Source organism: Thermoleptolyngbya sp. C42_A2020_037, assembly GCF_015272455.1.
In the GTDB taxonomy this organism is placed as follows: domain Bacteria; phylum Cyanobacteriota; class Cyanobacteriia; order Elainellales; family Elainellaceae; genus Thermoleptolyngbya.
On record NZ_JACYLP010000013.1, the window covers coordinates 1 to 24,445 of the forward strand.

Consider the following 24,445-nt stretch of genomic DNA (forward strand, 5'->3'; position numbering starts at 1 on the left):
AACGAAAAACGAAGAACGAAAAACGAAGAACGAAAAACGAAGAACGAAAAACGAAAAACGAAAAACGAAAAACGAAAAACGAAAAACGAAACTTCTTCTCTCTTCGTTCTTCTGTTTTCGTTCTTCCCTCTTCCCTCTCCCCCTTCGCACACCGATTGCTCCCAAACCATGCCCTACGACGACCTGTTCCAACAAATTTCGGATCTCGTCATGTGCCACTCGCCGAGTGGGGTAGAGGGCGAGGTGGATGCGTATTTGCTGGAGCGGTTTCGGGCGCTGGGGCTGGAGGCGTGGCTGGACGAGGCGGGCAATGCGATCGCCAAGATTCCAGGACGCAACTCTGAAAAACGACCGAACGATGCAGCGCGTTCTGGGATTGCGATTACTAGCCACAAGGACGAAATTGGCGGCATCGTGAAATCAATCGGCGAGGCGGGGCGGGTGCAGGTGCGAAAGCTGGGCGGCGCGTTTCCCTGGGTCTATGGCGAGGGCGTGGTGGACTTGCTGGGCGATCGCACGACGCTGAGCGGTATCCTCAGCTTTGGGTCGCGCCACGTCTCGCACGAGTCGCCCCAAAAGGCTCAGCAAGAAGATCAGCCTGTGCGCTGGGAAGATGCCTGGGTCGAAACCAAGTGCAGTTTGCAGGATTTGGAGGCGGCGGGTATTCGTCCGGGTACGCGCATGGTGGTGGGCAAGCACCGCAAGCGCCCGTTTCGGCTGGGCGACTATATCGCCAGCTATACGCTGGATAACAAAGCCTCGGTCGCCATTTTGCTAGAGCTGGCCAGGGTGCTGAAGGAACCCGCCCTAGACACCTACTTGGTCGCCTCTGCCAAAGAAGAAGTGGGCGCGGTCGGGGCGCTCTATTTCAGCCGGAATCGCTCGCTCGCCGCGCTGATCGCCCTGGAGATTTGCCCCTTGTCTGCGGAATACCCAATCGTCGATAGTGAAGCGCCGGTGCTGTTGTCGCAAGACGGCTACGGCCTCTACGACGAAGGGTTGAACCAGGAATTGCGCCAGGCCGCAGAGCAAACGGGCATTCCGCTCCAGCTTGCTGCCATCAGCGGATTTGGCAGCGATGCCTCGATCGCCATGAAAATGGGTCATGCTGCCCGTGCCGCCTGCCTCAGCTTTCCTACCCAAAACACGCACGGCTACGAGATTGCTCACCTGGGGGCGATCGCCAATTGCGTTCCCGTTTTGCAAGCCTACTGCGAGACAGACTGGCCCTAGGGCGCTGCAAATGGAGCTTTGGATTAAAGGAACTCAAGCATATCGCTCATCAGTAATAGACCAATGTGATAGACCCAATCGGGCGCAATTTAACGTAACTTGGACATCACTTGACATCAGTCGGTTTTCCACAGTTCTTCCACTGCTTTCCCAAAGCCCATGACGCAACCTCCTGCCCCCCAAGCTGCAATAGCTTCTCCTTCCTCAGGCTCAGATATCCCCCCCTCACCATCGCCAGGATTTCCGCTTCGGCGCTGGCTCAAAAAGCTGCGCGGCGGGCTGGTGTTTGGGATTGGCTATATGCTGTCGCCGCTCTCCTGGTGGAACGATTTGGTGTTTAACCTGCCCGTGGCCTATGGGTTTGGGTATGTGGTCAGCCGCTTTGCGCCAGAGACGCTAATCCCCTGCACCATCGCTGGATACTGGCTCTCTAACGTGCTGGGCATTTTGATGATGCAGTGGGGCGTGGTGGATGTGGTGCAAAATCAGCCCCAGCCGCGACATCTCAAACGGGAACTGCTGACCAGCCTGGCAACTTCCACAGTCTATACCGTGGTGATTTTGGCGCTGGTGCAGTTCAACGTGCTGCAACTGCCGGAGCTAGTTGCCGAAGATGGCTCGATTAACCTGCGGCCGCTGCTGAGCTGGTTGGATTCGGTGTGGAGTTAGCAAACACTTCAGGATTGCGTGGGACTGCCTTGCTGCGATCGCCGTTTTTGTGCAGCCAGGTCGGTTCTACCCATCGAAAGAGCAAACCCCCTGATCGCATCATCCACCCGCATGAGGGCAGTTTCGGTTGCCAGTGACATCGTAGAAGTAGGGGTGTATGGACTCGACTTTTACGTATTGTCTATCGTCTTGGGAGGTCACTTATGACCCGCAACAAGCGCAATCGATGGCTGGCGATCGCCCTCGTCTCCACGCCATTCTTCCTCGCAACCCCTGCACAGGCCGAAAACCCGGATCACGTCTGGCAATTGCTGTCTACCGGAGCCTGTGCCCGCTGCGACCTACAGGGGGCTGATTTGCAAGGGGCCCACCTCATTGGAGCCGACCTGCGCGGAGCCAACTTGCAGGGCGCAAACCTGCAAAGTGCCAATTTGGAAGGGGCAGACCTGGAAGGCGCAAACCTGACCTCGGCAAACCTGACGGATGCCTATGCCACCAACGCCAGCTTTATCGAGGCCAACCTGACCAATGCCAACCTGACCAATGCGACGGTCTTTCACGCCCAAACGACGGGTGCAACGCTGCGAGGCATTAACCTGGCGGGTGCGGAAACTGCGGGCAGCAATCTGAGCGTCGGTGGTGACTAAACCCCTGTGCTCGCAACAAAGCGCAGCCCAGCACCAAACGCGCTGAATCAAACGCGCTGAATCGTAAATAACCAAACCCTATCGCCTCAGCACCGACGTGACAATCACCGTCAGCGTGGCTGAGGCGATCAGCGTAAAGGCAAGCTGCACGACCCACTGGGTCGCCCGCTGATAGTCATTAAAGCGATCGTTAAAGCGCTCTTGCTCGTTATCCAGTTTTGTAAAGCCCTTGGATAACTGTTCAACATCCGTCGAGAACGTATCGACTCGCGTTGAGAGGGTATCCACCCGCGTCGAGAGCGTATCCACTCGCGTTGAGAGGGTATCGACCTGTGTAGACAGCGTATCCACCTGCGTCGAGAGCGTATCCACCCGATCGGTCAGTGAGTTGAACTGGGTTGACATCCCAATTACCCCGGTCGAAAGCTGCTCTAGCCGGGTCAAGACCTGCTGCTCAAAATTGCTGCTGTTTTCGGATTTGTCTGGATGATCTGGATTAGTCGTCATGCCATTATCCTAACAAGCGCCTTGACTGGGTGAAGAAGATTCGAGTCGTCTCAATGGTTCCCAAAAACTCCCAAAATTATCCTGAAGCGAGGGCAGACACGACGCTAGATATGGGATGATCTTGATTTACTTACGCTACGGGTTGTTTTATCAGGAGTTATCCTCCAAAAGGACTGGGCAAGTGGCAATGATTAAGAATGACACCTGGATCAAAGAACAGGCAGCCGCCGGGATGATTAAACCCTTCGAGCCAAAACTCGTGCGATCGCTCGATGGATTTCCGGTCATCTCTTACGGACTCAGCAGCTTCGGCTACGACGTGCGGCTCTCGCCCGTCGAGTTTCGTATTTTCCGTCATGTACCGGGCACGGTGGTCGATCCCAAGCATTTCAACCCCGCCAATCTGGAAAGTACCGAGCTACACGAAGACGAGTCTGGCCAATATTTCGTGCTGCCGGCCCACAGCTATGGGCTGGGCGTGGCGCTAGAGCGGCTGGAAGTGCCCGACTACATCACTGTCATCTGCATGGGCAAAAGCACCTACGCCCGCTGCGGCATCATCGCCAACATCACGCCCGCCGAAGCCTCCTGGCGCGGACACTTGACCCTAGAATTTTCCAATTCCTCCAGCGCTGACTGCCGCATCTATGCCAATGAAGGCGTAGTGCAGCTTCTCTTTTTGGAAGGGGAACCCTGTGCTGTGAGTTATGAGACGCGACAAGGGAAATATCAAGATCAGTCTGAGGTGGTAACGCTGGCGCGAGTATAGGTTCCTGCTCTGCTCGTCCTGCGTGTTGCTTTTTTAACCCTTTCTGCCAAGATTTGTCAGGAAACTCCACCGCCAGGACTGAAGTCTATGAGAGTCCATGTGCAAAGCCTATTGGCAAATTTGCAAGATCATTAACAAGGTCAGTTAAGAGACACGGCGTTTCAGGAATCAGGGCCATGCCTTTGCCATCCGTGTCTTGTATGTGTCTTGTATATGCCTTGTACGTGGCTTGTAGATGATCGAGCAGTCAAGTAACCCAGTCGAGGATATTGTGAGAACCATGCTGAAACGATTTGAAAAGGCGAGTGTGGTATTGGCGACGGTGTTGGTTTTGGGCGGTGGGTCTTGGGTGGCGACGACTCGCCCGGCCGCTGCACAGGTGCTATTTGAGGAGCGGGGCAGCCTGGCCCCAATGCAGAATGAATACACCTTTGCGGGCAAGGCCGGCGATACGGTGACGATCTCTATGACCAGCACCGACTTTGACACGTTTTTGGTGTTGCAGTCGCCCTCAGGGCAAGAAATCGCCAGCAATGACGACTACGCCCGCAGCCTGAATTCAACCATTGTGATTACGCTGCCTTCTAACGGCACGTACAAGGTGCTGGCTCGTTCCTTTTCGGGACAGGGCGGCAACTACCTAGTGACGGTGCGCCCCGCAACGCCATACGACCAGGCGTATTCTCGCGCTACCGAGGTGTATCGGACAGGGGACATGAACGCAGCGCTGACCGCGTTTAACGAAGCGATTCGTCTGGATTCGAGTCGTCCTGAAGCTTACCTCGACCGTGGCGATGTGCATTATGTCCAGGGCAACCTGAACGGTACGCGGGCAGACTATCAGCGGGCGATCGCCCTTTACGAGCAGCAGGGCAACAGCGACATGGCTCAGATGCTCCGCGAACAGTTGACCTACCTGGACGAAGTTCCCCCGCAGTAGGGACTTGCCCAGTTCGATATGGTTTTCTGAGGTTTGGCGATGGCTTCTCGTGGGCGCAACTCGCGAGAAGTCATTCAACTGCACCAGCCCTGACCCAATAGTCCTGGCCCAGTAATCCAGATCCAATAATCCAGCTTCAGTAATCAATAAAGCGCCTGAATCCACTCCCACTCCTGCGCCAGCCCTTCTTTTAGAGAAACCTGGGGGGCGTAGCCAAGAAGTTGCCTCGCCTTAGACACGTCGGCGGCGGTGTGGCGGGCATCTCCGGCGGCGTTGCCAACGTGCTTGCGGCGCAGAGGTTTTCCGGTGATTTGGTCGATTGTGTCTAGCACGTCCGTCAGCACGACTCGGCTACCGCCGCCAATGTTAAAGGTTTCGCCGATGGCAGCCTCTACGCTGGCAGCAGCGAGATTGGCGGCGATCGCATCGCTGACAAAGGTAAAATCCCGCGTCTGCTGCCCGTCGCCATAGATTGAAATCTCGCGGTCTTCCAGCACCGCCTTAAAGAACTTGTGAAACGCCATGTCGCTTCGTTGGCGCGGCCCATAGACTGTGAAATAGCGCAGAATGCTGACGGGCACATTGAAATTTTGGTAATAAAGCTGACACAGATGTTCGCCTGCCAGTTTGGTAATGCCGTAGGGCGAAACAGGCTGTGGACAGAGCGTTTCAGCCGTCGGTAGGGTTTCTGCATTGCCGTAGATCGAAGACGACGAAGCAAACACCAGCCGCTTTAAACTGGGAGCTTGCTTGGCGGCCTCTAGCAAAATCTGCGTGGCGTTGACATTGCGCTCGGTATAGAGGCGAAAGCCCTCGCCCCAGCTTGCCCGCACGCCGGCCTGCGCCGCCTGGTGAAACACCACATCCACGCCTTCAAGCAGCATGGTCCAATTCAGCGTTTGGATGTCGGCTTCGATCAGGTGGAAGTTGGGGTTTTGCTCCGCCGTGGCAATGTTCTTGCGCTTGAGCGCCGGGTCATAGTAGTCGTTAAACTCGTCAATGCCAATGACGCGATCGCCCCGATTGAGCAGCGCCTCCGTCAAATGTGACCCAATGAATCCCGCCGCTCCCGTCACCACACACGTCGCCATACCTGTTGCCCACTCCTCTGGAACCACCTGCTGTGCCAACCCTGCGCTGCCGTTTCAAAATGCGATGCGCTTTTCGGCAAATCCAGATTCTACACCCCAGCCAGAGGTCTGGAAAGGGCACACTGTGACGGTTTTCCAGGGACGGTTTTCCAGAGCGATTCTGCCCAACTCGTGGTCAGACTGATTTCAGACTTATTGCGGCGGACGGTTTAGCAATGCCTCGAACTCTTGCTGCATCGCCTGCACATTGGCAACCCTAGCCACCAAGACGTTTTCTCTGCCCGCATCTTCGAGCCGCTGCCGCCAGTGGCGCACCTGTTCGCCGTTGTTCAGCCAAAAGTTCACCACGCTGTCTACCACAGCATCCAGGTTCCAACCCCGCTTTCGGGGCACCGTTTCCACGGATTCCAGAAATGCATCCAGCGTGCAGCGATAGGCTCCCAAATACTCTGCGCCTCGGTGGGCGGGGGTGCTGTGCTGGTGGTTAAAAAACGACAGAATGGGCGAAATGCCCACCAGTTCAAATGAGTAGTTCATAGCTACATCTCACCGCTTGTGTAATCTCAGTGCTGATCGGTTAGGCGTATTGATAGGCGCGTTTGTCGAAAAAGTGAGTGCAAACCGTAAATCACTAAACGTAAATCGCTAAAAAAGAAGAAAAAAGTATCAGAGACAACCCCACGAGCGGCTTCAGTAAAAAGCGCGATCGCCTAGTTGGTATGGGATGTAACTGTTTGCCTCCCCCGTAACAACATCTTAAGCATGGGATTTTAATGGCTCTATCCGAGATTCGGAAGGCCCTGGCTAAGCAAGTTCAAAAAACTTTGAAATCCGGCGCTTCGACCTGGAATGCCGTTGGGCTGCGGCCTACGAAAAAGGTGAATATCTGGTGTATTGGGGATATTTTGCGAGTCGCTTTTGGGGACTGGTTGTGCTCTGGGTGAGATTGGGCAATCTCAGCACAGCGGGGCAAGCAGATTGGGTAACGAATAAGCTAGAATCGTTACGGCTTCTTTACATGGAATCTGGCGCTTCGGCAAGAAAGAATTTCTTAAGAGGTAGGAGCCAAGAGGTTAGAGCTAAGAGGCTAGAGGTTAGAGGCGATCGCCCCTGGCACCGAGTCCAGAGCTTTTCCAGCGGCGTTCACTAAGCTTTTGTGCCGATAGTTCCCCATATAAAGATTCCTCAATCCCGCCCGCTGCTCTTTGCTAAACCACCCAGAGAGTGCTGGCACTGCCAGGTTTCAGCCCACCCCATTCACGCATTATTCACTTTCAACCGGGACTTCTCCTTATGACACTGCCGATTCGCAATGTTGCCATCATTGCCCACGTTGACCACGGCAAGACCACGCTGGTAGACGCGCTGCTGAAACAGTCCGGCACCTTTCGAGAAGGCGAAGAAGTCCCCGACTGCGTGATGGACTCCAACGCCCTGGAGCGTGAGCGCGGCATCACCATCCTGGCGAAAAACACTGCCGTTCGCTACAAAGACACACTGATCAACATCGTGGACACGCCTGGCCACGCCGACTTTGGGGGCGAAGTGGAGCGAGTGCTGGGCATGGTCGATGGCTGCGTGCTGATTGTGGACGCGAACGAAGGCCCGATGCCCCAGACCCGCTTTGTGCTGAAAAAAGCGCTGGAAAAGGGGCTACGTCCGGTGGTTGTGGTGAACAAAATCGACCGTCCCCAGGCTGATCCCTTCGGGGCGATTGACAAAGTGCTGGATCTCTTCCTGGAACTGGGCGCAGACGACGACCAGTGCGAGTTTCCCTATCTGTTTGCGTCGGGACTGAGCGGCTTTGCGAAGAAAGACCTGGACGACGATAGCACTGACATGCAGCCCTTGTTTGAGGCAATTTTGGAGCATGTGCCCGCGCCTGTTGGCGACCCGGCCAAGCCGCTCCAGCTTCAGGTAACGACGCTCGACTATTCGGAATATCTCGGTCGCATCGTTATCGGCCGCATCCACAACGGCACGATTCAGGCGGGGCAGCAGGCTGCGCTCGTGACGGAAACGGGGGCGGTGGTCAAGGCGAAAATCAGCAAGCTGCTGGGCTTTGAGGGTCTGAAGCGGGTAGAGCTAGAAAGCGCCACGGCAGGCAATATTGTTGCAGTGGCGGGCTTTGCCGATGCCAACATTGGCGAAACCATCACCGACCCCGAAAATCCCCAGGCGCTGCCGCTGATCAAAGTCGATGAACCGACGCTGCAAATGACCTTCTGGGTCAACGATTCTCCCTTTGCGGGCAAGGAAGGCAAGCTGGTCACGTCTCGCCAGGTGCGCGATCGCCTCATGCGCGAGCTAGAAACCAACGTCGCCCTGCGCGTCGAAGAAACCGACTCGCCCGACAAGTTTGCCGTGTCGGGTCGGGGTGAAATGCACTTGGGCATTTTGATCGAAACGATGCGCCGCGAAGGGTACGAGTTTCAGGTGTCGCAGCCGCAGGTCATCTATCGAGAAGTAAACGGGCAACCCTGCGAGCCGTTTGAACTACTGGTGCTGGATGTGCCGGAAGAGAGCGTCGGCGGCTGTATTGAGCGTCTGGGGCAGCGGCGCGGCGAGATGCAGGATATGCGCGTCGGCGGCAATGGTCGCACCCAACTGGAGTTTGTGATTCCTGCACGCGGGCTGATCGGCTTCCGGGGCGAATTCATGCGCCTGACTCGCGGCGAAGGCATCATGAGCCACAGCTTTTTGGACTATCGCCCACTGTCGGGTGAGGTGGAAACCCGTCGCAACGGCGTGCTGATTTCCTTTGAAGAGGGCGTGGCCACTTTCTATGCCATGAAAAACGCCGAAGACCGGGGCGTGTTCTTCATCACGCCAGGGACAAAGGTTTACAAAGGGATGATCATTGGCGAGCACAACCGCCCCCAAGACCTGGAGCTAAACGTTTGCAAGACCAAACAGTTGACCAACCACCGAGCATCGGGCGGCGACGAACTGGTACAGCTTCAGGCCCCGGTGGAAATGAGCCTGGAGCGGGCGCTGGAATACATCGGCCCGGACGAGCTGCTGGAGGTCACGCCAGAGTCTATCCGCCTGCGAAAGATGGTGAAAAAACTGGCGAAGCGCTAACGCCGCAATGGCCAATAGGCGCTGAGGATCAGAGGTTGGATCGGCAACCGTTTTAGAAACAGAAACCGGAATGAGGTAAGCCTTATTCCGGTTTTTTTACTTCGTGATCCAGGCAGTTGCATCGAGCCTGATGGTTCTGAAATGGCTCACTAGCAATCCAAAATCTAAAGCAATCCAAAATCTAAAATCGATATGGTTCTCAAGTTTGGGCTGTTTTTTCGAGTGAGGAAATGCGCCCGACTTCATAGCAGACGGCTCGATGAGATAGGCGGACTTCTCGAATAATTAAAAATACGCCTAAGACCAAGGTTCCGGTTCCCAAAAGGAATAGTCCCAGCGTCAACGTGGCGATCGCCGCTGCATTAGACGCAACCGCTAGGGCGATCGCCAACATGCTGATTAAAAATATTAAAACAGCACTGTAAATAACAATCACCGTTTTTTGTAAAAGACGATGGTGCTGCGTGAGCAGGGGAATTTGGCGATCGATTTCCTGGAGTCGCTCCGCATAGAAATAGTCCTCTTTGGAACGCAGCAAATTGAGGCGCTCTAAGGCGAGCGATCGCATCGATTGACCAATCGCGGAATAGCGCATCAACACCGCATTTTGAATCAGCGCACAGGCCGTGACTAAAACCACGGGGGCAATGATTAATTGAATGGTTTGGGCAACCTGCTGGGCGTTCATTTCAACCCCTCTAATCCACTACGTTGAGCGAGAGAAATTATGCAGAAGGACTCTCTTTTTGCACATTGCGAGCCGTATCGCCAAAGCGACCTTTGATTAGCTCAAACTGCACCGCTGTTCCTACTGCCAGGGTGCGATACCCTGCGCCAGGAATAGCTGTGAAGTTAAAAAATACGTCCTCTCCCCCGTCGTCTCTGGTGATCATGCCGTTGCCTGATCGCAGGTCAAACCAGCGCACCACGCCGCGTAACACGGGCAGCCCGCTTTCGCCCAGCGGCGGTGCTCCGGTTGCCCAGGTCTGCTGCGGAATGCGAATCTGCCTTACCTCCGGCGTATCATAGGCTTCGTAGCGATAGTCCACGCGGGTCTGTATGATGGCGCGGAGATCTTGCCGTAGTTCCTCTAGTGTGGGCCGTCCCACAAAAAACCAGCCATTGTAAAGGCTGTAAATCGTCAGGTCGGGACGCAGCACGAAGGTATAGGGCTGGGGGCGATAGGCATATTCGCCTTCGGTTTCGTCCAGAATATTGATTTGCCGCAAGAGCGATCGCCCTTCGTCGCAGAGAAACGGCCACTGTGCCCCCAGCCCCGCCCGAAACGCTGCCTGCACAATGGGTGGATCAACCGACACTGTGGCCAGCTTGCAATAGTTCACCGCCAGTTCGCTTTGAAACTGTACCAGTTGCGGAAGCTGCTGGCGATCGCGCGGGCAAAAGAACCCCCGATAGAACACCAAAATCAGCGGATAGCCGTCCGCAAAGCCCAGGTAGTGATCGACCAGCGCTGGCTGCGTCAGGCTAGAGAGGGTAATCGGTTCGCCGTCTTGGTTGGGCAGGGTTACGTCGGGAAAGCGATCGCCCACGGTTAGGGTGGTGGTCATGGCTGCGGCTTATGGCAGAGGGGACCTTCATGCTGACATGCCGCTCCAGCCCTAGAATGAGGAAATCCTGAGCATTTTCTCATAAGCCTGAAACCCTTGTGGAGCAAGGTTTACCAGGCTGATTCAGAGGCTCACACTCGTCTCGATACCATACCCAATAATGCCCGACCAATGCCCAATATTGCGATCGCCACCTCTGAGTCTGACCTATTGCGCTGCTTTCCCGTGCTGCTAGAACTGCGGCCGCATCTAGTGGAAGCTGAATTTGTAGCGCAGGTGCAGCGACAGGCCCGGCACGGCTTTCGGATCGGCTATCTGAGCGAAGAGGATGCTGTAAAAGCCGTTGCCGGATTCCGCCTGACGGAATCGCTGTCTGCCGGGCCGTTTCTCTATGTGGATGACCTGATCACCACCGAGTCGGCCCGCTCCAAAGGCTATGGTGAGGCGCTGTTTGGCTGGTTGGTAGACTATGCCCGCGCCCACGGCTGCCGATCGATGGAGCTAGATTCGGGGGTACAGCGGTTTGCAGCCCATCGGTTTTATCTGCGCCAACGAATGGCGATCGCCGCGCACCATTTTTCTCTGCCGCTGACCTAAGGCTACCAGAGTCGATCAGTTGCCAAAGAAACAGGCGATCGCCCGCCCCAAAACCCGCTAAAACGGCACATCATCCTCCTCGTCTGCGGCCTCTGCGTCTCCAGAATCGGTGTTCGCGTTGGGCAACTCTCCATCTAGATTGACCAATTGCCCATTAAACATCTGTGCCAGGCTCTTGGCCGCCCGCAGCACCTCGTCCTCGGCTTCCCAAGCTGGAATGGGTGGCGGCAGGGGTGAGACTTCGGGAAAGGGGTGGGATGGGGCGATCGCCGGCGTGGCACGATCGGGTTCGGCAGCAGCGGGCGACGGAGCAAGTGGAGCAGTTGGAGCAGTTGGAGCAGTCGGGGCAGTTGGCGATTGCGGTGGCGCGGCTGGCACGGGTGGCACACTAGCAGGCGCACTAGCAGACCCACTGGCGGGCACACCAGCAGAATTGGACGCTGCCATAGTCTCACCGCCTGTGGCCACCTCCAGCGTCACGCGGATAGCTTCGTTCTGGAGCTTGGCAAAGGCTGCTTCTATATTGGGCAATTTGCTCTTGGCCATGTTGAACAAAGGCTGGGAATTCACACCAATTCGCGCCGTCTGCCCGTCAAACCCCAGCAGACGACACTGCTGCCGCAGCAGGATCGCAGTCGAGGGGGGGTGCATCAGGCTGAGAACGTCTTGCCAGATTTGAGTCAGGTCGGCGGGCGGAGGAGCCGGAGGATTGGAGGATTGGGGGAGTGGAGCCGGGAGGTCTGCTGGTGAGGGTTGGGCGGGCGCGGGTGCAGGCGGCGGAGCAGCGGCCGCGGGCGAAACGGCTGCCGGGGCTGGGGTGGGTGCGATCGCCGGAGGCACAGGGGTGGGTGTGGGAGGAGTCGGCGCGGGGGCAGGCGCGGGGGCAGGCGCGGCAATGACCTTGGGCACTGCGCTTCCCGCCGACGGCAGCGACACCGCCGACGGCAGTAGTCCCATCAGCGCGACTTCAAGCCACAGGCGCGGCTGGCTGTTTTGGCGTAGGCGCGGCTCGTTTTCCTGCAAGCGCTGCTGCCCCTGTTGCAGCATCTCGATGGGCAGCGATGCGACAAACTCGCACATTTCTGCCCAAGTGTTGGGCGTGATGGCAACCAAGTCGCTGCGGCTAGGCGCGGTTTTGGCAATCAGCAGGTCGCGGTAGAAGCTGGTCAGGTTTTGCAGCACAACGAGCGGTTCCCGTCCGCGATCCATCAGGCGGCGGGCGCTGTCGAGGACGGGGGCGGGCTGGTCGGCGGCGATCGCCCTCACCAGATCCAGCAAGTCTCGCTCTGGCACAGCGCCCACCAAATCCCACACTTTTTCCGTGGAAATTTCGCCCTCCAGCAGGCTGAGCTGGTCGAGCAAACTCTCCGCATCGCGCAGCCCGCCCTGGGAAATTTGCGCTACCAGATGCAGCGCCTCCGGCGTGATGGGGATAGACTCGGCGCGGGCGATCGCCCCCAGATGCGTCACCATTGCCTCCAGCGGAATGCGGCGAAAGTCAAACCGCTGGCAGCGCGAAATAATCGTCGGCAGCACCCGCTGTGGGTCGGTTGTCGCCAACACAAACACCACATGGGGCGGCGGCTCCTCCAGCGTCTTCAGCAGAGCATTAAACGCCGCATTGCTGAGCATATGACATTCATCGACAACGTACACCTTGTAGCGACACTGGACTGGGGCAAACTGGGCCCGCTCAATCAGTTCACGAATGTTGTCTACGCCCGTGTTGCTGGCGGCATCGATTTCGATCACGTCGAGCGCAGTACCCTGGGCCACCATGCGGCAGACCTCACACTGACCGCAGGGCTTTTCGGTGGGCTGCTCGGCTTGCAGGCAGTTCAGCGATTTTGCCAAAATCCGGGCGCTGGAGGTTTTGCCCGTGCCGCGTGCCCCAGTGAACAGGTACGCCGGGGCGATCTTTTGCTGACGCAGGGCGTTGGTCAGCGTGGCGGCGATCGCCTCCTGACCCACCAGTTCCGAAAAGGTCTGGGGACGATATTTGTGGTGCAGCGGTTCGTAGGTCACGATGGCAAGGGGTGAACGCTCTTACTATTCTAAAGAGTCTGATCTAAACAGTCTGAGTTCTAGAGCCACCGCAAGGCGGAGAACCCATGTTGACCTGTACCTCGCATAATGGGTTGCAGGCGCTCGCGAATCCTGAAGTTCCTAATATTTCTTGCCGTAATATTTCTTGCTGTATTTATAACCGCTGCGGTTCACCATGTCTGCTCAACTGTTGCCCTTGACCCTCGACCTGCCCGATGCTGCCGCCACCCAGCGCTTGGGAGAATTTTTGGGGCGATCGCTCCCAGCAGGCAGCATTCTGCTTTTGGAGGGCGACCTTGGTGCAGGCAAAACCACCCTTGTTCAGGGCATTGGGCTGGGCTTGGGCATTTCAGACCCCATCGTCAGCCCCACGTTTACCCTCGTGAACGAATATGCCGAGGGGCGCATCCCGCTCTATCACATGGATCTGTATCGACTGGAGCCAGCGGAAACAGAAGCGCTGTATCTAGACCAATATTGGGAGGGGCAAGATTTGCCGTTGGGCATTGTTGCCATCGAATGGGCCGATCGCCTGATGGTTGCGCCTAGTCCACACCTCCATCTATCGCTCCAGCCTCATTCCTCCGCCAAACGACGGGCCCATCTCACTTCTGCTGGAGAATTTAACTGGGCGGACTACCTAGGAAATCTACCAGCGCAGTTTGCCTGAGCTGCAAGTCTAGACTCCATGACAGATGGATAAAGCTTTTATAGAAGATTCCAATTTTGTATTGGTTTTGTGACCTTAGCAGTTCATTTAGTCAAAAGGGCTACTAAAATATTACTTTAGATATATCGGGATTTTGCGTAGGGCCTTTCTCAGGGAAAACCCTATGATGCGCTTCACCGAATGGTTCCTGGCGTGCCTTTTTGGGAATGACAGGTTCGATATATCCGCCGTTTGGCCGATGTCTATCGGATTCTCAAAGGGGAGAAATGGGGGATGGGTGGAGTGGTTCACTAGGTCTGTGGGCCAACGGAGTCTGCGTGAGCATCTGAATGGCGGTCTGAACTGGGGCTATGCCTGAGGTTCAGCCTGTTGGTCTTGGCGCTGGCGTACTTCTAAACCACGATTTCGGGTGCATCTCTCGGCTCCTAAGAAAACTTACTTATGCTATCTCTGTAAAGTTGACGCTAAGATCGCCATAAAAGAGCGATTGCAGTGTTCGAGTTTGCTAAGTCAGTAGCGTTGGTTTAGGGGTGGATAGGGCCTTTAGCGGCAAGCCGCCAGGGTTACCCGCCTACTGAGAATGGGTTCGGTTGGCTGTAGGAGGTACACTGCGCGATCGCCCAGTTTCTGGCAGCAAGCTTTAGAGAGTTCTCTCAAGGCTTGTTCTTGTGCATGGCTCTCTCTGCACGTCAAGGGCTGGGTGTTCATGAAGCCGTGTAATGCTCTCAGACCAAAAGTCTAAAGCTCTTTACTGAGTGTTAGGGCTACGTTAAACGCTGTAGAGTTGCTGACCGAAGCAGCCGCCCTTAAGCTAAACCAAATGGACGTTTTTGTAGACCCATTACGCGGCTACAACTTCATCCTTTGTTACGAGCTTCTCGGCATTGCTGAAATCGGAATCTAGCTTGTTGGTTGGCGAAACATATCCTTAGAAGAGCACATTCTGACAACGATGTGTTTCTTTGGGTTTGTGTTTCGGAAGCCATGCATTTGCAAGCATGTTTTCGTGAACATGTTCTCTGAAACGTGTTTCTGCAAGCATTAGTTCACCTGTCGCTCCTCGAAATCTGACTGTTTTCATTAGCGCTCCAAGATCACGGGGTTGTTTTTTTACAAGCGCCCTGGCGATCTACTGTTGCTGAGCTTGTTGCTGAGCTTTTGGATTTCTTAGCCTGTTCGCTTAAGGCAGGTATAAGCAAAACTCAAGTTCAGCCGGCTAGGTGGGGTTGCTATTGCTGAATGCTTTGGGGGCGATCGCCCTAGACATTTGACTCTGCCTCACCGCATTTGGCTAGGCAGGTCGGGGGATGCTTTTTGTTATCAAGTTCCTATGCAATAGAAAAAGCGTCTCAATCTGCTCAAATATGTTGACGTTGGGCCCATAAAGCCCCAGATCTGGGCTTCAGGGCGCTTTCCCCTTTGCACTCAGCAGAAGTCGTCTTAGTTGTGCATCTTGTGCATCTTTTCGTTAATTGGCTGTTGATTAGCCGCATCGTTTTAGTGAGTTCACCGTTCTAAATCCTTGTTTAAGCCACTTGCAGGTTAGGCAATGAAGACTACGACAAATCTTGTAACAGAAGCCTGGCAACTCCTGGAGCGGTCGATTGTGTATTACGGCGATCGCCCTGTCGGCACCGTAGCAGCTTGTGACCCCAGCGTCGAAGCCCTGAACTACGATCAGTGCTTCGTGCGGGATTTTGTGTCCTCAGCACTGGTGTTTCTCACCCACGGCCGCCCCGAAATCGTCCGCAACTTTTTGGTGGAAACTCTGGCGCTTCAAAGCGGCGAGAAGCAGATGGACTACTTCTACGCCGGCCGAGGGTTGATGCCCGCCAGCTTTAAGGTAGTCACCGCCGAAGGCAAACAATACCTCGTGGCAGATTTCGGTGAACACGCTATTGGTCGCGTCACGCCCGTCGATTCCTGCCTCTGGTGGATTATTCTGCTGCGGGCCTATGTCAAGGCAACAGGCGACCTGGATCTGGCCCACCAGCCGGAGTTTCAGCAGGGCATCCTGTGGATTCTCAAGCTCTGCATGGCCGATCGCTTTGACATGTACCCCACCATGCTCGTCCCCGACGGGGCGTTTATGATTGACCGCCGCATGGGTGTAGACGGGCATCCGCTGGAAATTCAAACCCTGTTCTACGCGGCGCTAATGTCGGCCCGGGAACTGCTGGCTCCCGGCCCGCGTAACGATATCCACATCCAGATCATCAACCAGCGCCTCAGCATTTTGAACTACCACATGCGCCAGTATTACTGGCTGGATGCGCGGCGGTTGAACACAATCTATCGCTATCACGGCGAAGAATTTGGCGAGGGCGCAGTCAACAAGTTCAATATCTATCCCGATTCAATTCCCGAATGGACATTCGACTGGATGCCCGATGAAGGCGGCTACCTAGCAGGCAACTTGGGCCCGGCCCGGCTAGACTTCCGCTTTTTTGCCCTGGGCAACCTGATGGCCGTCATCTCCTCGCTAACCAACACCGAAGAATCGCAGCAGGTGATGAACCTGATTGAGCAGCGCTGGGATGACCTGGTAGGGCAAATGCCGATGAAGATTTGCTATCCTGCCGTGGTGGATCAGGAGTGGAAGATTCTGACGGGCTGCGATCCGAAAAACGTGCCCTGGTCGTATCACAATGGCGGCAGTTGGCCGATGCTGCTGTGGCTGATGGCGGCAGCCTGCCAAAAGACGGGACGGACGGATCTGTGTCGCCGAGCGATGGCCATTGCCGAACGCCGCCTCAGCGAAGACGAGTGGCCAGAGTATTATGACGGTAAGGCCGGACGCTACGTGGGCAAGGCCTCGCGGAAGTATCAAACCTGGACGATTGCAGGCTATTTGCTGGCGCAAGATTTTCTGGACAACCCTAGCCATCTTGATCTAATCTGCTTTGACGAAGATCCGCAGTTTTTTGACTGGATGTATCGTCTACAAGAGTTTTAGCCGGCCCCAAGGCGGCTTGATGCAGCTACAGACCTGACAAGGGGGCTATACGGTTGACTCAGGTTTTCCAATTTGAGCAGGATTTTGCCGATTCGCTGCGGTGCGTGCCCATGCGTGTTCGCTATAACCTCGACACCTGTGGGATAAAGCTGAAGCTGACTCACTGGCACGCACTGTCGCGGGGCGATCGCCAACTGCTGCTCGACTTGCCCTGCCAAAGCGAGGCAGACATCGCCGCCTATCGCCAGCGGGTGTATGACTTGGTAGCGGCCCTAGGGGGCGATCGCCCAGCCGATTTGCCCCTTGATCCGCAGCCCGCCTGGCTCGATGCACACCAAATTCCCGACTCGGTGCAGCAGCAGGGGCAGCGCGTGGGTGTGTGCCTCACAACTGAACAGTGGAGCCGCCTCGATCCGCTCCAGCGATTTGCGCTGATCAAGCTCAGCCAGTCTGGCCATGAACATCAAAATTTTCTGCCTGCGCTGCGAGAATTTGGCGTGCTAGAGAGCGCTGGGTTAGAGGCATAGCGGCTGATTGAGGGCGATCGCTGGGCAACGACTGGGGCGATCGCTGCGAAAGCACATGGGAAAGCGCATGGGAAAGCACTGGGGCGAGTTTCTTGTAAATCCACCGTTGCATAACTGTCACAAAGGTTCATAGAACCCGATTTTTAGGTTAAGCTTTTGTTTGATTCATTTCTTTGGTTCGATAGATTGAAGTTGTTCTATTGCTGATGGCAAAGCAATAGTCAGCTTTCTAGGCTCAACTGTGTTCTGTGGGCTGGTTTTTATCGTTAATCGATAGATCTGGACTTATGGGTTATCTCAGGCGCGATCGCAGACGATTGGCGCTTATGTAGGTAACAATGTCATAGCAGTGTCATAGCAGTTCGCAACGTTATAGCAGTTCATAGCAGCAGGTTACGGCGTTAGGGTATAGCGGTGGCGGGGGCAACAATCTCAGGATTTGTGGTTTTGCAAATCTTCTAGGTTTGGCCCAGCGCCACGATTGCAACCAGGGCAGTTCGATAAGTCCAAATCGGTCTTTTCCAACTTCGCTCTGTCTGTGCGGTTTCAGTGGGGAGAGTTAGCGTGACAGGTTTCTTTGATCGAGTTCAGGGCTGGGTCAAGCCAGAGGGCGATGCGCTACACAGCGGCAAGGACGACCGTCTGGCTCAAGCCTCAAGCGGCTTGGGTGTCCCGTTTGCAGACGACACTTCGACGCAGGACACGCTAGCCGATCTGCCTGTAGAAGCCTCCACTCAGGCTCCTGCGGATGCGGCGGTGCCCGTTTCTCCACCCCAGCCCGACCCGGCACTCGTGGAATGGTCAAAACCCAACCCTGATCCGGAGCCGCCTCAGCGATCGCCCCGTCGGTTCTATCAGGTCTGGTATGCCTGGGTGGTGATGGCGGCTCTGGCGGGTGCAGGCGGTTTTGGCATGGCGGCCATCGATACGGTGCGCCAGATCCAGAGCGAGCTACCCGACCCAGAAGACGCACTGACCTATACCCGCGATGGCTCAATGACCATCAAAGCGGCAGATGGCACGGTGCTGCAACAGCTTGGGCCCGCGACGCGAGAGGCGCTCTCGCTCGACCAGATCCCAGAGACGATGATTAACGCCTTCATCGCCGCTGAGGACAAAAAGTTTTATGAACACAATGGCGTGGACTATCGGGCGATCGCCCGTGCGACCCTGGCAAACCTGTCAGCCGGTGAGGTGGTCGAAGGGGCCAGCACCATCACCCAGCAGGTGACGCGGATCGTCTTCCTGGGGCAGGAGCGCACCCTCGACCGCAAGCTGCGGGAAGCGCTGATGGCGCACAAAATGGAAAATGAGCTAACCAAGGATCAAATCCTGGAGCGCTACCTGAACTTGGTCTATCTGGGGTCGGGCGCGTATGGCGTGGGCGATGCCGCCTGGATTTATTTCAGCAAGCCGATTGGCGAGCTTTCGCTGTCTGAAATGGCCATGATTGCTGGACTGGCCCCTGCCCCCAGCGAATACTCGCCGCTGGTGAATCCCGATCTGGCCCGCAGCCGCCGTGATATTGTGCTGGAGCGAATGTATGAGTCTGGATTCATTACCGCCGCAGAACTGGCGGAGGCAAAGGCAGCAGAAATTGAGCTAACGCCCAGCCAGCCCCGTAATCTCATTAGCCAAACGCCCCACTTTACCTCCTACATCCTCCAGCAAGAACTGCCTCAGCGCGTTAGCCCGGAGGTGTTGGAAGTGGGCGGATTGACTATCGAGACGACGCTGAATCCCAAGTGGCAAGCTATTGCTCAGGAAACGGTTGCCAAAGCCGTCGAGCGCTATGGACGATGGGAGCGGTTTTCTGAGGCGGCTTTGGTATCTATCGACCCCCGCACAGGCGAAATCAAAGCGCTGGTGGGCGGAAAAGACCTGGTTGCGGGTCAGTTTAACCGAGCAACCCAGGCGCAGCGACAGCCCGGATCGACCTTTAAGGCGTTTGTCTATACAGCGGCGATCGCTGCCGGACTCTCCCCCTACAAGAGCTATCTGGACTCCAAGTTCATCGTTGATGGCTACGAGGTCAAAAACTACAGCGAGCGGCACTCTGGCAACATGTCCATGCGGGATGCGCTGGCCCGTTCAATCAACGTCATCGCAGTCAAGGTGCTGCTGGATGCGGGGTTTGATCCGGTGATGGAAATTTCTAAGCGCATGGGCATTCAGTCCAAGCTGATTCCTGCCTACTCGCTGGCGCTGGGCACACTGGAGGTCAACCTGCTGGAACTCACCAGCGCCTACGGCACTCTCGCTGCTCAAGGAAAGCACATCGAGCCACACGGCATCACGCGAATTATCGACCGCTTTGGCAACGTGATTTACGAGGCAAACTTCACGCCAGAGCAGGCCGTAGATACCGACAGCGCCAATATCATGACCTGGATGCTGCGGGGCGTGGTGAATGGCGGTACAGGCGGCAACGCAGCGCTGCGGGGCCGACCCGTCGCTGGCAAAACGGGAACCACCGATGCCAAGCGCGACCTCTGGTTCATCGGCTATATTCCTCAACTGGTGACGGGGGTATGGCTGGGCAATGACAATAATCGCCCGACGGCAGGAGCCAGCAGCACGGCCGCCCTGGTATGGCGCAACTATATGGCGCAGGCAACCGAGGGAATGCCGGTCGAGTCGTTCCCCCAGCCCAACCTGCGCGGCGATCGCAAAGGTTCCATCAAGGCGGAGCGAATTCGCCCCCGGAGAATGTTCGTTGGCCCGGCAACCGGAGGTGACTCGGAGGGAGAATCTTCTGGTTCAAGCAGCCGCTTTCGCAGTCGATCCGAGGAGGCAGCACCTGCGCGATCGCCCAGTTCTCCTGCGGCTCGCGAAGCCTCCCCAGACACCCGTTCCGAGCCTCGCAAGATTCGCAACAGTGACCCTGTGCAGTCGGCCCCATCGTCTCCCGCGGAGCCGCTGCCCGCTCGTCCGCAGTCTCCATCTGCCCCTGCCGAACCAGAGCCGCGTCCCGCAGAGCCGCGTCCTGAACCCGTGCGGGTCGAGCGTCCCCAACCGGAACCTGTGGAAGCCCGTCCAGCGCCGCCGCCACCGCCACCGCCACCGCCACCGCCTGAGCGCCCCGCCCCGCCCCCTCGCCTAGAGCGGCCCCGCTCCGAGCCTGCGGCCCCGGCTCCGGCCCCGGCAGAAGCGCCCCCTCCTGCAACAGAGTAATTCCTGAAGGAACCCATACCTCGCAGCAAGTTGCAGCAAAACACCCGATGCGGCTGTTCATAGGGCTGTTCCCGATCAGCCCTTGTCCAGAAACAGTGGTGTGAGGGGCCGATTCTACGGAATGATAATTTTAGGAATCTAAAATACTTGGAGCGTCGGTTATGGTGCTGTTGATGGATGTAGCCGCAGGTGGCGGTTTTCCAGTGTGGTTTACGGTGGTCTACGTGGTGGGGTTTATTGCGGCCGTCACCATCGGCTCGATCGCCTGGTATAACTCGAAGCGGCCGCCGGGTTGGGAAGCCAAGGAGCGCCCAGACATCGTTCCGAAGATCGACGAAGACCCCAAGTAGACGCGGAAAAGACAAAGGATTGCTTAGTCTGATCAGAAATTCAATAAAAAATGGGATATAGCGGCATCACCGTTACACCCCACTGCGTAGTAGCTGCTCCAATGAGCGGCGGAAGGGCCAGATCTCAACTCAGGATTGCCCGCTGGAGGGCTTTTCTCTGCTGCGGCGAGAGAGAAGCGACCAGTTCCCGAACCGTAGCCGTGTCTAGTTCCTGATTGTCTCCTCTAAGCAGCGCCAGGAAGGAGTCTGGCAAATGGTCGGCAATTCCTGGTAGCGGCGGCTCCAGGGCTTCGTCAGCTTCTGGGTGGCGGCATACGCCTGTGTCGCAGTTTAGCCCTAGCTCGTGCCAGATGAGGGTTGGCACAGCGTTGCCCCGTCGGCCGACGTATTCCCGGTTCAGCACATGGGTTTCCAGGTAGGCTTTGGGCGATTCGTAGCACGACTGGGCGCGGGCATGGGGAACCGTGAACCCACCAAACGCCTTGCGATATTCTTCTGAGTCGAGCAGCGTGGAAATTAGCCCTGCTGCGCCCTGTCGCGCCAGAACATTGCCATAGTGCTGCATTTCCTCATGGTTGAGCAGCGCCCGCCCCAAGAAATGCTTCAGACAGCGCTCTATAAATTTGTAGTTAGACGTGTTGAAGTAAAAGGCGTTGAGATATACCTCGGACTGTCCCAGTTCGCGCAGAAACCGCCGTACCCCGATCCGGTTGGCCAGAAAGTCCTTTTCCAACCGTCCCAAGATTCGCCGTTCATAGCTGTAGGGCTGGCGTTCGAGGACTTGCCGATAGATTTGCTGGAGGGCGGCTTCGCGCTCGGTCTGAGAGGAATTGGGATGAATCGAAATGGGTGTGTGTTGCATAGCGACCTCTGGAATGACCTCTAGACGTAGGCTAGGCGTGGGATTGCAGCGCCAGAACAACGCTATCCAGGTACGGAGAAATGAGCGTGTTGGCGGCGGGCGAGAGGTTGGCGGCGATCGCCTCCTGGAGATAGCGATAGGCCGTGGCGCAGTGGCTATGGCGCTTGTGGGCCATCAAGATGGTGTCGAGCCAAGACATCATCTGCTCTTTGAAAAATGTTTCGTCATCGCGCAGCACTGAGAGGGCAATGTAGCGAACGACTTCGGTCATGTCGTATAAACAGCGCTGTCCATGCTGCTGGATTAGCTCTGGGTGCACCTGCGCCAGCTTCTTGAGCGCCTGGTGAATCATTGGCGTGCTGCGATCGCGCAATTGCTGATAGGCATCTAGCCGGGTCTGATAGGTTTGCACGTAGGCACTCAGGGTTTGCAGTCCTTGCTGATCCAGATAAGTGCCATCAGCGTTTCGCAAACTTCGATCTAGGGTGTGGCTAAGGGTGAGCATAGGACAAAGACCATGCGATGGAGACGAGTGGGAAAAGGCGGATGGCGATCGCCCTGCACCCTCTCAACCGCTGCGGCGCTGAGCAACTTGCCATCCTTAGGATCAGACTGCCCACTCCGCAAAACAGCCCCCCACAAAGATGTATTTCTTAATACATCCTGGTGCGGGTTCAACGGTTTGGGGGCTGGAATTGTCTGGGAAATCCGGAGTGAGTGTCCAGTTTGCAAAAGCGCGGCTGGGAGAGCCGGAGAGCGGTTCGATGCACCGTATGATGAGGGGTGTAAAGCAATCAACCCCAGTCATCGATGTTCAATCAGAGTACACCGGAACTAATGCCGGTGGAGTTTGAAGTGCTGACCCTATTGCCGACTGGCGAAGTGGGCGATCGCCGCACGGGTCGAGCCAAGCTCTGGAAAGAATCTCTGGCTGCGGGCGTAGCGCTGGAGATGGTGATTTTGCCGGGAGGCCCGTTTACGATGGGCGCACCCAGAGAAGAGGAGGGCTGGCATCCTTCGCAGTTTCCCCAGCATTTGGTTACGCTGCGGCCTTTTTCCTTGAGCAAATATCCCGTGACGCAGGCCCAGTGGCGAGCCGTAGCGGCGCTGCCTGTGGTAGGGCGATCGCTCGACCCAGATCCCGCCCATTTCAAAGGCGATCACCATCCGGTGGAGCAGGTGTCGTGGCTGGAGGCGGTGGAATTTTGCGATCGCCTCACCGCGCACACGGGCCGTCCCTACCGCCTGCCCAGCGAGGCCGAGTGGGAATACGCCTGTCGCGGCGGCACAGAGACTCCTTTTCACGTCGGCGAAACCCTCACCACCGACCTGGCAAATTACTCCGGGGTGGACTGGGAGTATCAGGGGCGACTGTGCAACCGGGGCAGCTACGGGCAGGGGCCCCAGGGCGAAGACCGCCGCGAGACGGTGCCCGTAGGCTATTTTGCCCATGCCAATGCCTTTGGACTCTGCGACCTGCATGGCAATGTGCGCGAGTGGTGTCAGGATAACTGGCATGACACCTACGCCGATGCGCCGACAGACGGAACCGCGTGGGAAACGGGCGGCGACCCCAAACGGCGCATACTGCGGGGCGGCTCCTGGAACGTGGGGCCCCGCAGTTGTCGCTCTGCTTTTCGGTCGCGGGCCGAGGGCGATCGCGGCCTGTATGACATTGGTTTTCGGGTCGCCTGCGGCTGGGACGGGTTCGCTTGAGGTTTTCCTGAGGTTTTCCTGAGCTTCTACATCCCGGCAAGTAGCAGGCCTATGCGGGATATGGCTGCCGCAAAAAGTTGAGCAGTTCGCGGTTGACCGTCTGGGGCACTTCCTGCTGAATCCAGTGGCCACAGTCGGCGATGCGAGTCAGGCGCAGCGGCGCTTTGACCAGCGCGTCCAGGTTTTCCAAAAGGGACTGGTTCAGGAAATGGTCGTCTTCACCCCACAAAACGAGGGTGGGCACGGTAACGGGCAGGGGCGATCGCCCCCATTCGCGCATCAGCCGTCGGGGCGACAGCAGTTGTCGATAGTAATTGATCGCTGCCGTCAGCACGCCGGGTTTCTCTAGCGCGGCCTGATAAATGTCCATATCTCGACGGCTAAAGGCTCCCTTGCGGACGCAGAATTCCTGCATCGCTGTGGTCACAAAGTTTCGCAGGTTTTGGCGAATTAGCCATTCCGGCAGCCCCGGCACCTGAAACGCCAGCATGTACCAACTCCGCCGCAGTTGATCGAAATTGCTCGACATCTCCTGCATCAGACGGTGCGGATGGGGCGCGTTCAGAATTGCCAGCCGATGCAGCCGCTGGGGAACGGTCTGCGCCAAGTGCCAGGCGATCGCCCCGCCCCAGTCGTGCCCAACGATATGCGCCTTTAGATAGCCCAGGTTCTCAATAATGCCCTGGATGTCGGCGCTGAGGGTATCCAGGTCGTAGCCCGCGCTGGGCTTGTCGGAATCGTTGTAGCCGCGCAGATCCGGCACGACGACTTTGAAATGTTTTGCCAGTGCTGGAATCTGGTGCCGCCAGGAATACCAGAACTCCGGAAACCCGTGCAGCAAGACCACTAGTTCGCCCTCTCCCTGCGTCACGCAGTGCAGACGAATGCGGTTGGTTTCAATAAAGCAGTGCTGCCAGCCATTGGTTTCGGGCGATCGCGGAGCGGAAAAATCGAGGGTCATGGAACGCTGCGTAGCGGAGATTACAAAAAGTACCTATTTTTTTAATTTTATGTCTGGAGGCGGAGGATGGGCCGACCG

General features: G+C 56.7%; 23 protein-coding genes. 13 read left to right on the forward strand and 10 right to left on the reverse strand.

Annotated elements, in window-relative coordinates; genetic code table 11:
- Positions 1 to 168 precede the first annotated feature (168 nt).
- Both IGS16_RS03525 and IGS16_RS03530 read left to right on the forward strand, forming a co-directional pair.
- Entirely contained in the window at positions 169 to 1,233 is a 1,065-nt protein-coding gene (locus IGS16_RS03525) for a M42 family peptidase (protein WP_297083373.1), read from the forward strand.
- Positions 1,234 to 1,392: 159 nt separating this feature from the next.
- Entirely contained in the window at positions 1,393 to 1,902 is a 510-nt protein-coding gene (locus tag IGS16_RS03530) for a hypothetical protein (RefSeq protein WP_297083374.1), read from the forward strand.
- An 8-nt stretch (positions 1,903 to 1,910) separates the two neighbouring features.
- Here IGS16_RS03530 and IGS16_RS03535 read toward each other — a convergent pair whose 3' ends face one another.
- Positions 1,911 to 2,042 (reverse strand): hypothetical protein, encoded by a 132-nt coding sequence (locus tag IGS16_RS03535; protein WP_297083376.1) that lies wholly within the window; start codon positions 2,040 to 2,042, stop codon positions 1,911 to 1,913.
- Positions 2,043 to 2,105: 63 nt separating this feature from the next.
- On the opposite strand from IGS16_RS03535, the gene IGS16_RS03540 reads away from it, so the two are divergent.
- On the forward strand, positions 2,106 to 2,549 hold the full coding sequence (locus IGS16_RS03540) for a pentapeptide repeat-containing protein (RefSeq protein ID WP_297083377.1): 444 nt from the start codon (positions 2,106 to 2,108) through the stop codon (positions 2,547 to 2,549).
- Between the two features lie 78 nt (positions 2,550 to 2,627).
- Here IGS16_RS03540 and IGS16_RS03545 read toward each other — a convergent pair whose 3' ends face one another.
- Positions 2,628 to 3,056 carry a hypothetical protein gene (locus IGS16_RS03545; RefSeq protein WP_297083378.1) on the reverse strand — a complete coding sequence of 143 codons (429 nt, stop codon included), beginning with the start codon at positions 3,054 to 3,056 and terminating at the stop codon, positions 2,628 to 2,630.
- Between the two features lie 187 nt (positions 3,057 to 3,243).
- Here IGS16_RS03545 and dcd point away from each other — a divergent pair, with 187 nt between their 5' ends.
- Positions 3,244 to 3,825 carry a dCTP deaminase gene (dcd, locus tag IGS16_RS03550; RefSeq protein WP_068508153.1) on the forward strand — a complete coding sequence of 194 codons (582 nt, stop codon included), beginning with the start codon at positions 3,244 to 3,246 and terminating at the stop codon, positions 3,823 to 3,825.
- A gap of 280 nt (positions 3,826 to 4,105) precedes the next feature.
- Entirely contained in the window at positions 4,106 to 4,765 is a 660-nt protein-coding gene (locus IGS16_RS03555; protein ID WP_297083380.1) for a pre-peptidase C-terminal domain-containing protein, read from the forward strand.
- Between the two features lie 143 nt (positions 4,766 to 4,908).
- On the opposite strand, the gene IGS16_RS03560 is transcribed toward IGS16_RS03555, so the two are convergent.
- Positions 4,909 to 5,856: an NAD-dependent epimerase/dehydratase family protein gene (locus tag IGS16_RS03560; protein WP_297083381.1), complete on the reverse strand. Its 948-nt coding sequence runs from the start codon at positions 5,854 to 5,856 to the stop codon at positions 4,909 to 4,911.
- Positions 5,857 to 6,048: 192 nt separating this feature from the next.
- Positions 6,049 to 6,393, reverse strand: coding sequence for a hypothetical protein (locus tag IGS16_RS03565; protein ID WP_068508157.1), 345 nt, complete (start codon positions 6,391 to 6,393; stop codon positions 6,049 to 6,051).
- A gap of 756 nt (positions 6,394 to 7,149) precedes the next feature.
- Between IGS16_RS03565 and typA the strand changes: the two genes are divergently transcribed.
- A complete protein-coding gene (gene typA / locus IGS16_RS03570; RefSeq protein ID WP_297083382.1) occupies positions 7,150 to 8,940 on the forward strand; it encodes a translational GTPase TypA in 1,791 nt (596 codons plus the stop codon).
- A gap of 199 nt (positions 8,941 to 9,139) precedes the next feature.
- Here the strand turns inward: typA and IGS16_RS03575 are convergent, their stop codons facing one another.
- Both IGS16_RS03575 and IGS16_RS03580 read right to left on the reverse strand, forming a co-directional pair.
- On the reverse strand, positions 9,140 to 9,628 hold the full coding sequence (locus IGS16_RS03575; RefSeq protein WP_297083384.1) for a DUF2721 domain-containing protein: 489 nt from the start codon (positions 9,626 to 9,628) through the stop codon (positions 9,140 to 9,142).
- A 37-nt stretch (positions 9,629 to 9,665) separates the two neighbouring features.
- Complete coding sequence (locus IGS16_RS03580; protein WP_297083385.1) at positions 9,666 to 10,508, reverse strand: cold shock domain-containing protein; 843 nt, start codon at positions 10,506 to 10,508, stop codon at positions 9,666 to 9,668.
- 171 nt (positions 10,509 to 10,679) lie between these two features.
- Between IGS16_RS03580 and IGS16_RS03585 the strand changes: the two genes are divergently transcribed.
- The gene (locus IGS16_RS03585; RefSeq protein WP_297083386.1) at positions 10,680 to 11,105 is read left to right on the forward strand and encodes a GNAT family N-acetyltransferase; all 426 of its coding nucleotides are present in this window, start codon (positions 10,680 to 10,682) and stop codon (positions 11,103 to 11,105) included.
- Positions 11,106 to 11,162: 57 nt separating this feature from the next.
- On the opposite strand, the gene IGS16_RS03590 is transcribed toward IGS16_RS03585, so the two are convergent.
- The gene (locus IGS16_RS03590) at positions 11,163 to 13,130 is read right to left on the reverse strand and encodes a DNA polymerase III subunit gamma/tau (protein WP_297083387.1); all 1,968 of its coding nucleotides are present in this window, start codon (positions 13,128 to 13,130) and stop codon (positions 11,163 to 11,165) included.
- 217 nt (positions 13,131 to 13,347) lie between these two features.
- Here IGS16_RS03590 and tsaE point away from each other — a divergent pair, with 217 nt between their 5' ends.
- The 5 genes from tsaE (at position 13,348) to IGS16_RS03615 (ending at position 20,828) form a co-directional block, all read left to right on the forward strand.
- Positions 13,348 to 13,821 carry a tRNA (adenosine(37)-N6)-threonylcarbamoyltransferase complex ATPase subunit type 1 TsaE gene (gene tsaE / locus IGS16_RS03595; protein ID WP_367185720.1) on the forward strand — a complete coding sequence of 158 codons (474 nt, stop codon included), beginning with the start codon at positions 13,348 to 13,350 and terminating at the stop codon, positions 13,819 to 13,821.
- A gap of 1,549 nt (positions 13,822 to 15,370) precedes the next feature.
- Complete coding sequence (locus IGS16_RS03600) at positions 15,371 to 16,777, forward strand: glycoside hydrolase 100 family protein (protein WP_068508170.1); 1,407 nt, start codon at positions 15,371 to 15,373, stop codon at positions 16,775 to 16,777.
- Between the two features lie 53 nt (positions 16,778 to 16,830).
- Positions 16,831 to 17,304, forward strand: coding sequence for a nitrate reductase associated protein (locus IGS16_RS03605; RefSeq protein ID WP_297083389.1), 474 nt, complete (start codon positions 16,831 to 16,833; stop codon positions 17,302 to 17,304).
- Between the two features lie 564 nt (positions 17,305 to 17,868).
- Positions 17,869 to 20,478: a transglycosylase domain-containing protein gene (locus IGS16_RS03610; RefSeq protein WP_297083391.1), complete on the forward strand. Its 2,610-nt coding sequence runs from the start codon at positions 17,869 to 17,871 to the stop codon at positions 20,476 to 20,478.
- A 161-nt stretch (positions 20,479 to 20,639) separates the two neighbouring features.
- On the forward strand, positions 20,640 to 20,828 hold the full coding sequence (locus IGS16_RS03615) for a hypothetical protein (RefSeq protein WP_068508175.1): 189 nt from the start codon (positions 20,640 to 20,642) through the stop codon (positions 20,826 to 20,828).
- Between the two features lie 124 nt (positions 20,829 to 20,952).
- On the opposite strand, the gene IGS16_RS03620 is transcribed toward IGS16_RS03615, so the two are convergent.
- Positions 20,953 to 21,690, reverse strand: a complete 738-nt coding sequence (locus IGS16_RS03620; RefSeq protein ID WP_297083393.1) for a phycobilisome rod-core linker polypeptide — start codon at positions 21,688 to 21,690, stop codon at positions 20,953 to 20,955.
- 31 nt (positions 21,691 to 21,721) lie between these two features.
- Positions 21,722 to 22,195, reverse strand: a complete 474-nt coding sequence (locus IGS16_RS03625; RefSeq protein WP_068508180.1) for a phycobilisome protein — start codon at positions 22,193 to 22,195, stop codon at positions 21,722 to 21,724.
- Between the two features lie 305 nt (positions 22,196 to 22,500).
- On the opposite strand from IGS16_RS03625, the gene IGS16_RS03630 reads away from it, so the two are divergent.
- On the forward strand, positions 22,501 to 23,406 hold the full coding sequence (locus IGS16_RS03630; protein WP_297083394.1) for a formylglycine-generating enzyme family protein: 906 nt from the start codon (positions 22,501 to 22,503) through the stop codon (positions 23,404 to 23,406).
- A gap of 49 nt (positions 23,407 to 23,455) precedes the next feature.
- Here IGS16_RS03630 and IGS16_RS03635 read toward each other — a convergent pair whose 3' ends face one another.
- A complete protein-coding gene (locus IGS16_RS03635) occupies positions 23,456 to 24,367 on the reverse strand; it encodes an alpha/beta hydrolase (protein WP_297083395.1) in 912 nt (303 codons plus the stop codon).
- Between the last annotated feature and the right edge of the window lie 78 nt (positions 24,368 to 24,445).